The organism is Roseinatronobacter alkalisoli (assembly GCF_028745735.1).
GTDB lineage: Bacteria > Pseudomonadota > Alphaproteobacteria > Rhodobacterales > Rhodobacteraceae > Roseinatronobacter > Roseinatronobacter alkalisoli.
The window spans coordinates 1-9,415 of record NZ_JAQZSM010000054.1 but is presented as its reverse complement, the minus strand read 5'-3'; the positions used below and the strand labels follow the sequence as shown (position 1 = coordinate 9,415).

Annotated in this window: 10 protein-coding genes and 1 pseudogene; 5 read left to right on the top strand and 6 right to left on the bottom strand. The window is 56.6% G+C overall.

Going from position 1 to position 9,415, the window contains the following annotated elements:
• From PUT78_RS22115 to PUT78_RS22105, 3 genes and pseudogenes are all read right to left on the bottom strand, one after another.
• Nucleotides 1-127, bottom strand: a pseudogene (locus PUT78_RS22115) (IS6 family transposase); the annotation flags it as partial.
• Between the two features lie 393 nt (nt 128-520).
• A complete protein-coding gene (locus tag PUT78_RS22110; protein ID WP_274354418.1) occupies nt 521-1,123 on the bottom strand; it encodes a P-loop NTPase family protein in 603 nt (200 codons plus the stop codon).
• Complete coding sequence (locus PUT78_RS22105; RefSeq protein ID WP_274354417.1) at nt 1,123-1,911, bottom strand: sulfite exporter TauE/SafE family protein; 789 nt, start codon at nt 1,909-1,911, stop codon at nt 1,123-1,125. Before PUT78_RS22105 ends, PUT78_RS22110 begins: the two co-directional genes overlap by 1 nt.
• A 50-nt stretch (nt 1,912-1,961) precedes the next feature.
• Between PUT78_RS22105 and PUT78_RS22100 the strand changes: the two genes are divergently transcribed.
• Nucleotides 1,962-2,852 carry a LysR family transcriptional regulator gene (locus tag PUT78_RS22100; protein WP_274354416.1) on the top strand — a complete coding sequence of 297 codons (891 nt, stop codon included), beginning with the start codon at nt 1,962-1,964 and terminating at the stop codon, nt 2,850-2,852.
• Between the two features lie 256 nt (nt 2,853-3,108).
• Here the strand turns inward: PUT78_RS22100 and PUT78_RS22095 are convergent, their stop codons facing one another.
• Complete coding sequence (locus tag PUT78_RS22095; RefSeq protein WP_274354415.1) at nt 3,109-3,405, bottom strand: AzlD domain-containing protein; 297 nt, start codon at nt 3,403-3,405, stop codon at nt 3,109-3,111.
• Nucleotides 3,402-4,121, bottom strand: a complete 720-nt coding sequence (locus tag PUT78_RS22090; protein ID WP_274354414.1) for an AzlC family ABC transporter permease — start codon at nt 4,119-4,121, stop codon at nt 3,402-3,404. Before PUT78_RS22090 ends, PUT78_RS22095 begins: the two co-directional genes overlap by 4 nt.
• Before the next feature lie 64 nt (nt 4,122-4,185).
• Here PUT78_RS22090 and PUT78_RS22085 point away from each other — a divergent pair, with 64 nt between their 5' ends.
• Complete coding sequence (locus PUT78_RS22085) at nt 4,186-4,638, top strand: Lrp/AsnC family transcriptional regulator (protein WP_274354413.1); 453 nt, start codon at nt 4,186-4,188, stop codon at nt 4,636-4,638.
• A 323-nt stretch (nt 4,639-4,961) separates the two neighbouring features.
• Here PUT78_RS22085 and PUT78_RS22080 read toward each other — a convergent pair whose 3' ends face one another.
• Complete coding sequence (locus PUT78_RS22080) at nt 4,962-5,387, bottom strand: Lrp/AsnC family transcriptional regulator (RefSeq protein ID WP_274354412.1); 426 nt, start codon at nt 5,385-5,387, stop codon at nt 4,962-4,964.
• Between the two features lie 128 nt (nt 5,388-5,515).
• On the opposite strand from PUT78_RS22080, the gene ctlX reads away from it, so the two are divergent.
• From ctlX to srmL, 3 genes are all read left to right on the top strand, one after another.
• Nucleotides 5,516-6,454, top strand: coding sequence for a citrulline utilization hydrolase CtlX (gene ctlX, locus PUT78_RS22075; RefSeq protein ID WP_274354411.1), 939 nt, complete (start codon nt 5,516-5,518; stop codon nt 6,452-6,454).
• 19 nt (nt 6,455-6,473) lie between these two features.
• Nucleotides 6,474-7,523 carry an ornithine cyclodeaminase gene (locus tag PUT78_RS22070; RefSeq protein WP_274354410.1) on the top strand — a complete coding sequence of 350 codons (1,050 nt, stop codon included), beginning with the start codon at nt 6,474-6,476 and terminating at the stop codon, nt 7,521-7,523.
• A gap of 518 nt (nt 7,524-8,041) precedes the next feature.
• Nucleotides 8,042-9,220, top strand: coding sequence for a PheS-related mystery ligase SrmL (srmL, locus tag PUT78_RS22065; protein WP_274354409.1), 1,179 nt, complete (start codon nt 8,042-8,044; stop codon nt 9,218-9,220).
• Nucleotides 9,221-9,415: the final 195 nt, after the last annotated feature.

Below are 9,415 nucleotides of genomic sequence, written 5' to 3'. Positions count from 1 at the left end.
CAACATCGACACCTCGTTCTTCCATTATCTCTTCGAGGTCACGATAGGAAACAGGGTAGCGCAGGTAGAAAAATACCGCGAACAGGATAACTGATTTTGGATAATGCGCGCCCTTGAAATCAACCATTGCACTCATCCGACCCTTGCTGTGAAGTCACCTCCTACGCCGATGCTTCATACAAAGCCAACCGGAAACCAAAAATCTTTGCGACAGAGCCGTCAGAGGCGGCATCATCTGGCCGGACAGGTCGGCAAGGCGGTGCTGGATCGCCTGCTTGCACTGTCATGGGCACGGAGGTTGCCATCATCGCGCATCATCCGTTTCAGCCCGGAGGGTGAGAGGCGATTTCGGGCGTGGCTGAAATAACCAAACTTCGCCTTGCTCCGGGTATATCAACCGCTCCCCACACCACCCGGCAAGTTCGCCCGCGTCATTGAGGACTGAATAAGAATCCCCGGAAAGGCTTTTGCTGCTTCTGGTCCGCCAAAAAAGTTCAATGCGCAGCCACGTGCCAATTGATCAGAGGTCAACCTGGCGGCGGAAACCAATCAAAAGCCGATCGACGTTGTCGTTCAGCGGCAGCGTCCCGTCCAGCCGGACCACAGACGACTCTCGCGTAATGAGCCATTCCTCCTGGCTGAGACGGTTCGATCCCGGAAAAGTCGGATCGTCATACTGCCGCGCCCACCAGTAAGCCGCCATGTGCAGCGCATACCGATCGCCATCTGGCCCTATCCTGCCCCCATAGCGTTCCCGGTCACGGTTCAGAAGCCGTTGCAGTCTGACCGGCGTGGGTGCGACCACAAATCCAATCAGGTCAACGGCCCCAACCAGCTCGTCTCCCCACCCCTCGACCGGACCGGTCAGAACCCATTGCTCCACTGGCAATGATCGGCGAATGCGGTCGACGCATTTTGCTTGATCGCGTGGGAAGGACTCATCCATACGGTCCCAGCCGAAATCATCCACATCGACATGGGTAAGGTTGCACCGTTGTGCGAGACGTCGGCCCAGGCTTGTGACGCCCGCGCATGAGGCCCCGATAATATAGATGCGGCTGGCGCGCGATGCATGCGCAGGTTCCGTTTTTTGCTTCAGCGCGGGGCTGCCACGCGCGGCCATCAGAACATCACTCGCGATGCCATTTCTGTGCCCAGAATCAACAGGGCCACCAGAAACCCGCGGCGAAAACTCGACGGACTGATCCGGCTACGAAGGGCCTGCCCGGCCCACATACCGCCGAGAGCAGGTATGATCGCCATTGAGGATAGTGCCAAGCTATCAAGCTGGAGCACCCCATGCCACGCCAGTCCGGTTCCCAGCGCTATCGTGGAGATAGTGAAGGACAGGCCGAGCGCCTGCACAAGATCGTCTTTCTGCAACCCCAGCGCCTGAAGATAGGGAACAGCCGGGATCACAAAAACGCCAGTGCCACCGCCCACGAGCCCGGTAGCCACGCCGACTAAGGGAGACAGCCGCGGCTCCAGCCTGTCGGTGATACGCAACTGGCGGGCGAACAGCGTGTAGAGGGAATAGGCCACCAGCGCCACGCCGAGCGCGGCGGTGGTTACGCGCGTATCGTCGCCCGCGAGTAGAAACGAACCCGTTATCGTGCCCGCGACGATGGCCAGCATCATCGGCCATAGCTTGCGCAGGAGCGCGCCAAGGTTCGGCCCCGCGAAAAGCTGCCAGACATTGGTCACGAAGGACGGGACCAGCAACAGGCTGGCGGCGGCGAGCGGGGAGATCAGCCCACCAAGAACGCCCATGGCGACAGTAGGGAGTCCCATTCCGCTGACGCCCTTGACCAGACCGGCGGCAAAAAAAGTTGCGACGACAAGTGCTATCGAAAAGTCGATCATGGTCTTTGGATACAAGAGCCGCCAGCTTGCACAATGCGGATGATCCATAGCAAGACTTCGGCTATCCCGAAGGCTGTTTATCGATTATCATCATCGGCATGCGTTTTGACCTGACAGACCTGCGACTGTTCCTCGCCGTGGTGGATGCCGGCAGTATCACGCATGGCGCAGCTGCTGCAGGACTGTCGCTTCCCGCAGCAAGCGCGCGCCTGCGCGATATGGAGGTGGAGGGTAGCGTGAAGCTGCTCGAACGCGGGCGGCGTGGCGTCACCCCGACGGAGGCCGGTGAGTCGCTGACGCATCATGCACGCCTGATCCTGCGCCAGATGGCGCAGATGCGGGGTGAACTTGTCGAGCATGCAAGGGACATGCGTGCAACCGTTCGGATTCTGGCGCATACGGTGGCCATCACCGAGTTCCTGCCCGAGCCACTTGCCTTTTGGATGGCGATGCATCCGCAGATCGATCTGGAGATCAGGGAACGCCAGAGCACGGAAATCGCGAGAGCGGTCTCCGGCGGGCTGGCCGAGATCGGAGTTCTTTCGCAGGCGGCCACAACCAGTGATTTGCAAACTCGTCCTTTTGCCATCGACAGGCTGGTCGTGGTCGCCGCGCACGATGACGAGCTGGCTGCCCGTAAACATGTCGCCTTTGCCGATATTCTTTCCCGGCAGTTCATCGGCCTGATGGGGAGTGCCTTGCAGGATCACCTTGATGCCCAGGCAATCAGCCTTGGAGCAAGGCTGAAGATACGCGTACGGATGCGCTCGTTCGAAGGCATCTGCCGCATGGCGGCAGCGGGTGTCGGCCTCGGTATCGTACCCGAAACCGCGCTATCCCGCCTGCCCGGCTCGATACATATCGCATCAGTGCGTCTGCTCGATGTGTGGGCAACCCGCAGGCTTTCGATCTGCATCCATGGCGAAGAAGAACTGACGCCTCCGGCGCGAAATCTCTTCGAGTATCTGACGTCGACTGCACGGCTTTGAGGACCTAAATTCAGGCAGCGGCGATCAAAGGACTACCGATCCCAAAACGCAGCGCCCTGATGACCGGCACTTTCTTCTTCACGACCCGACCCCACGCGCGGAGGCGTGCTTGCATCGGACCGACCACCACCACGCGTATCCCTGCGCACGAATACAGCGGTAGAAGATATCCGTTATGGTGAGGGCTTTGTGATGCGAGGCGCGTGAACTGCGGCTTCTGCAATTTCGCGTCGGGCTACCGATTTGATGTTAATTGTCATATCCCGTTCATCGTGAGACCCGCGTAGATTATGACGCCAACAATCATCGTCGCAATGACATTGTTGGTCAAAACTGCCGCTCCAAATGCCGCAGCAGCACCAATCCACGTCTGCACGGGCTGACCTGCCAGTGATGCCGCAACCAGACAAACGACAATCAAGCCCGGAACTTCGTCCAGAACCCACGAATGACGTGAGGCGCGGATACGTCCGCCAGCGATCAATCCAACAACACGAATTGAGAACGCCGCAATGGCCAGGACGCCGATCACAGCCCAGTGCGAGCCGGTCATGCCTCCACCCTTTCAAATCTACGACGGGAAGCTAAAAACACCAGCCCGCACAATGTTCCGACGACGATTGCATAGGCTTGGGGGAGGCCGAGCGATACGCTGGAAATGGTCAATGCGGCTGCAACAATCCAAGGTAGCATTTGCGACTGTCCGCGCCAAAGCCCTCGCGCCATCGCGATAAACGCCGCTGTGAAAGCAAAACCCAGACCGAATCTTTCAAGATCGGGCAATACCGCGCCGATCACAGCTCCCGCCGTGGTCGAAGCTGTCCAGACGCTGATCATCACCAAGCCCGATCCCAACAGAAACTTAGCGCCAACGTCAGGAGATTTTGCGCGTTCTGCCATTGTCAGCGCCCAGTTCTCGTCACCTGTGATGTGGATCGCCAAGAGTTTGGTGCGCAATGACAGCCCTGTGAGCACTTCTGATAGGGACGCGACGATGCCGATGTACCGCAAATTCAGCGCCGCCCCTGCCAGGGCAGCGCCGAGCACCGTTTGCGTCGTACCAAATTGTTCCACCGCAACGATTTGCGAAGACCCGGCGTGGACCGAGGCACTCATCAGCCCGACTCCCCACCATGGAAAGCCGACTTGAGCGGCAAGCAGACCGAAAGCAAAGCCGTAGACAGCGGCACCGAGAGCGAGGGGAAGGATAGCAAAAGCACCGTGTTTCATATCGAATTTAATAGATGATGGACTTGATGTGATATACATTTAAGAATGCATCCAGGTGATGTGTTTACATCATATTTTTGCAGTATATAGGGCATAGACGATCATGGATGCGACGGATCGCAAGCTTCTCAACCAGCTTCAAAAGAATGCAAAGACCCCTGTTCAAGCGCTCGCAGATGCCACTGGCGTCTCGACCGCTTCCGTCCAACGGCGCATGCGAACACTGCGTGAAGCGGGTGTGATCAAACGCGAAGTGGCCATCCTTGATCCGAAACCCTTGGGACTGGGCATCACCGCCATCGTGGCGGTAGAGTTGGAACGGGACCGACTTGATCAGATTGACGCATTTAAACGGAAGGCGCGTGAAGACCGGCAGGTGACGCATTTCTATTGCATCGCAGGCGAATCCGACTTCATACTTGTCGTGATGGCAAACGATATCGCAGCATATGAGGCCTTCACGCATCGGTTTTTCTTTGCCGACAAAAACGTCCGAAAGTTCCGCACTTCCATCGTGGTTTCAACCGAGAAGGCGACATCGGAGTTGCCAATTTGATAGCAGCCAGTGGCGCGACCGCAGCGAATGCTCGCCTTATCCTCGTTACCGCCGCCTTAACAATCTGAAGCGTCCTCGAGTTTAGCAGGCTGGTGCCGCGCGATCACTTTGGGTAGCGCAGCCACGAAACTCCGCAGCGGCGGCATGTTTGATGCTTCCCCCACGCCGTCCGTCCGCAAAAAAGGCTGGCTGCGGCTATATGCTGCGTAGGTCCTGAACGGCAGCTTCGATGAAAGCACCAATTCGCTGCAGCTGCGCCAATGACGGCTTCGGCTCAAACTGTCGAAGAACTGGATGAGAATTACATTTAGGCCCTGTGATTGTCATACAGAGCTAAGAAGTATCGAAGTCTCACTGTTTGTGATCCCTGGAATGCCCCGCACTTCGCGCAACACACGATCGAAATCACTAAGGCTTTCTGCGCTGAGCTGCGCAACCAAATCCCAATTTCCATTGGTTGAATGCAACTGATGAAGCGCTGCTATACCGCGCAAACTACGGATGACTTGGGTTGTGGATTGGCCTGACACCTCGATCATCATGATCGCCTGAACCCCGTTCGGCCCGCTGTCTTCGCGGGCGCGAATGGTAAATCCCAACACCGCGCCACTGTCCAACAATCTGTCCAAACGTGACTGCACGGTCGCGCGCGACACCTGCAGCAGTGTTGCGAGTTTCGAGATCGGTGCCCGGCCATCTTCGCGCAGGATCGCGATCAGTTTTCGGTCGAGGTCATCGTATATATGCATAGCAATATCTATAATCTAACATAACAAAATGAACAATATGAATATAGATACCTAATATTTTGATCCTGCAAACTGTCATCACGGCAGTCTATTTTCTCGGTACAACCCGCAGCACAAGGCCCGTATCCATGCCCCGTTCCTCTGTTCAGGCACCGTCGTCGGTCGTCATGATCCGCCCACATCATTTCACGCCCAACACGTTGACGGCGCGGGACAACCACTTTCAAACCGACGGTGGCGCAGACGCCGCAAGTGTCGCCCGAACCGCGCTCGACGAAGTGACCCGCGCCGCCGAGTCACTAAGGAATGCGGGTGTGCGGGTGCATCTGTTCGAGGACGAAGGCACGGCGACACCGGATTCTGTCTTTCCGAACAACTGGTTTTCGACCCATTCCGGCGGGCATGCGGCCATTTATCCAATGTATGCGCCAAACCGTTGCGCTGAACGGCGGCAGGATATGCTGGAGATGTTGAAGCACACCTACCGTGTTCAGGATATCATCGATTATTCCGGACTAGAGCAGGACGAGCTGTTTCTCGAAGGGACCGGAGCCATGGTGATCGACCATTTGGAACGGGTCGCCTATGCAGCACGCTCAAAACGCACCAGTGAAATTCTGCTGGAACGCTTTTGCACCCATTTCAACTACGAACCCGTGGTGTTCGACGCTGTGGATGCCCACGGCCAGTCAATTTATCACACCAACGTCTTGATGTGCATCGGAACCGATTTTGCAATGGTCGGGCTGAGCGCGCTTCCCGATACCGTCCGTCGCCGCGATGTGGCCCAGCGGCTACGCTGGGGCGAGCGAGATATTGTGGATCTGACCCACGCGCAAATCTCTAATTTCGCAGGCAATGCCATCGAATTGCAGGGCCGGAATGGGCTGATTTTGGCCTTGTCGTCTCGGGCTTTGCGGTCGCTGGAGCCTGCGCAGATCAAAACGCTGGTACGCCATGTCTCGCTGCTGCCGCTGGACATTCCCACCATCGAACACGCCGGCGGCTCTGTCCGCTGCATGATTGCCGGGCTGCATCTGAGCGCCCGTTCCCCTCAAAACGCCTGACGAGGTTCCCATGTCTCCTATGCCTTCCAAACGCGCCTATGTGCCCTTTGTCTCGGTCGAACACATGATGGGGCTCGTGCATCATATCGGCATCGAGCAGGTGCTGACCGATCTGGCCGCCGAGATCGAAGCCGATTTCCGCCGCTGGCCTCTGTTTGACAAAATGCCTCGCGTGGCATCGCATTCCGATGTGGGGGTGATCGAGCTGATGCCGACCTCGGATGGCGAAACCTATGGGTTCAAATACGTGAACGGCCACCCCAAGAATACTGCCGAGGGTCTTCAGACCGTGACCGCCTTTGGCCTGTTGGCCGAAGTGGACAGCGGCTATCCCACCTTGCTGAGCGAAATGACCCTGCTGACGGCGCTGCGCACAGCGGCGACCAGCGCCATGGCCGCCAAACATTTGGCGCCCAAAGGCGCGCGGACCATGGCAATGATCGGCAATGGGGCGCAATCTGAATTTCAATGCCTCGCGTTCAAAGCGGTTTGCGGCATCGACACAGTGCGGCTTTATGACATCGACACCTCAGCCACGACGCGCTGCGCGCGCAATCTTGCGGCCAAAGGGCTGACGGTGGTGGAATGTCGCTCTGGTCAGGAGGCGATGGAAGGCGCGCAGATCATCACCACCTGCACGGCAGACAAACAATATGCAACGATCCTCACCGACAACATGGTTGGCAGCGGCGTGCATATTAACGCGATTGGCGGCGACTGTCCCGGCAAGACCGAACTACACAGGGATATTTTGCTGCGCTCGTCAATTTTTGTGGAATATCCGCCGCAGACCCGGGTAGAGGGTGAAATCCAGCAGTTGGAGCACGACCATGCCGTGACCGAACTTTGGCAGGTCATCGAAGGTAAGGCCAGCGGACGCACGGATGACAGGCAAATCACCCTGTTCGATAGTGTGGGCTTTGCCATCGAAGATTTCAGCGCCCTGCGTTACATCGCGAAAGCGGCAAAAGGCACCCCATTCTTCACACAGCTCGACATGATCGCCGACCCTGACGACCCGCGCGACCTGTTCGGGATGTTTCAACGAGCGAAGCCAGAAAACCACTAAGCTCTCACAAAGCAGCATTGGTAAAGTTCAAACCAACAACAAATCCGGACCTTCATTCGAAGTGCAGCATCGTGACACTGGGCTCTGACCCGGCATTCGCCGCGCCGGTCACGAATGGCCGGTGTCGGACAAAAACCCGCTGCCACAACCTACAGGCCAGAAACGGTGGATTCAGCCTGTGACAGAAACGGTTGAGTTCTGACCGCCGAACGGCCGGCAGCGGACCATCACCGACGAACTGGTCACTGACCGGAGTGCGGGATCTGCAGACAACGTCTGCCGTCGAAATTGAGTTTCATTTAGTTGCATGCTTGAAAAATTAGCTTGTCGAACCGTTTTTTGCAGTCTATTTCCACCTACATGACGCGTGATTTGATCAATATTCGAGCTACAATCTGTGCCGCTCTTCAAGCGGCATCCCAGATTTCGTGCGTCTTTGTCCTCTTCGGCTTTACGGGAACGAGGTCGTCCACCGGATAGGGTAAACCTACCGTGGGCTGGCCTCTGGTTTCAACCGGATGGCCTTCTCTGTGCCTGGTTGGAACCACCCACGGTTTCAATCTTCAGAGAGAAAGAGAGTAACTGAAAATGGGGTTTTGACACTCAGTGAAGCAAGGCTTTCACAATACGCTAAGTTGCGAGATCTGACCGATCCCGCACAGGGCAAACATGCCATCAATCTGGTTCTAGACCGACTTGTCACCGCGGTGAGCGTATGGAGCGGCTTGCCAGCCGAAATCTTCAGGCGTGACCCGGTGGTGCCCATTGAGGACAACTTTGATCGACTTTACTATGATGCAAACGCAATCGCACGGTCGACGCGGTATACTCATCATGTGTCGCAAGACCGTATTCTTCGGACGCACACGACTGCGGCGATACCCTCAATTTTGACCGAGACGCTGAACGATCGTCTGATCGTTTGTCCCGGGCTTGTTTACCGCCGCGACGTAGTAGACAAGACGCATGTAGGTGAGCCGCATCAGGCGGATCTTTGGATTGTCCGGCAAGGCAGGCTGGGTCGGCTTGATCTCCAGAACATGATAAAGGCGGTAGTTCATGCTATTCTGCCTGATCACAAAATCCGCTGCAACGAAACTTGGCATTCATACACGGTCAACGGCCTTGAGATCGAGGTTCAGATCGGAGATCGATGGATCGAACTCTTTGAATGCGGAGAATGCCACCCTTGGTTGCTGCATGATGCCGGTTTTGACTGTGGCTCTTGGTCTGGCTTGGCCATGGGGGTTGGCCTTGATAGATTAGTCATGCTCCTCAAAGGCATAGACGACATCAGGCTTTTGCGATCGACAGATCCGAGGGTGTCGAACCAAATGCAGAACCTCGATCCCTACCGCATAGTCAGTAATCAACCGCCAATGCGACGGGATTTATCACTTTGCATCTCAGACACGGATATGGAGGTGTTCGGCGATCGGGTTAGAGATATTCTTGGAGATGACGCCGACTGGATCGAAGATATAGAATTGCTGTCTGTTTCCAATTATGAATCCACGCCAGAAAAAGCGAAGGAGAGACTTGGGATGGCCCCCGGGCAGAGCAATATACTCATTCGGATTACGCTTCGCTCGGTGAGCCGTTCGCTGTCACGGGATGAGGGTAATCGCGTGTATGATCTGCTCTACCGAGCACTGCACGAGGGCTCCGCCGGTTATGTGCGGACCGATACGCGCTAAGTAGCAGATTGCGCAATTCGTCGGGCGGGGGACAAATATGCCGCCCGACGATCTATCAAGGCAGCACAGCTCGGCTCGAATCTCTAACGTTGAGAGTTGAATGACGGTTTGATGTGAGGTGTCGTTGCCCTTGGCACGCTGTGCGGCGTGTCTGCGGGGTCGTGCTGTGAAGCGCGCCCCAACTATCTTGGCAAT

Coding starts and splice junctions, on each gene's coding strand:
- PUT78_RS22110 (WP_274354418.1), bottom strand. CDS start 1,123: ATGGCCGCGCGTGGCAGCCCCGCGCTGAAGCAAAAAACGGAACCTGCG.
- PUT78_RS22105 (WP_274354417.1), bottom strand. CDS start 1,911: ATGGATCATCCGCATTGTGCAAGCTGGCGGCTCTTGTATCCAAAGACC.
- PUT78_RS22100 (WP_274354416.1), top strand. CDS start 1,962: ATGCGTTTTGACCTGACAGACCTGCGACTGTTCCTCGCCGTGGTGGAT.
- PUT78_RS22095 (WP_274354415.1), bottom strand. CDS start 3,405: ATGACCGGCTCGCACTGGGCTGTGATCGGCGTCCTGGCCATTGCGGCG.
- PUT78_RS22090 (WP_274354414.1), bottom strand. CDS start 4,121: ATGTATATCACATCAAGTCCATCATCTATTAAATTCGATATGAAACAC.
- PUT78_RS22085 (WP_274354413.1), top strand. CDS start 4,186: ATGGATGCGACGGATCGCAAGCTTCTCAACCAGCTTCAAAAGAATGCA.
- PUT78_RS22080 (WP_274354412.1), bottom strand. CDS start 5,387: ATGCATATATACGATGACCTCGACCGAAAACTGATCGCGATCCTGCGC.
- ctlX (WP_274354411.1), top strand. CDS start 5,516: ATGCCCCGTTCCTCTGTTCAGGCACCGTCGTCGGTCGTCATGATCCGC.
- PUT78_RS22070 (WP_274354410.1), top strand. CDS start 6,474: ATGCCTTCCAAACGCGCCTATGTGCCCTTTGTCTCGGTCGAACACATG.
- srmL (WP_274354409.1), top strand. CDS start 8,042: ATGGCCTTCTCTGTGCCTGGTTGGAACCACCCACGGTTTCAATCTTCA.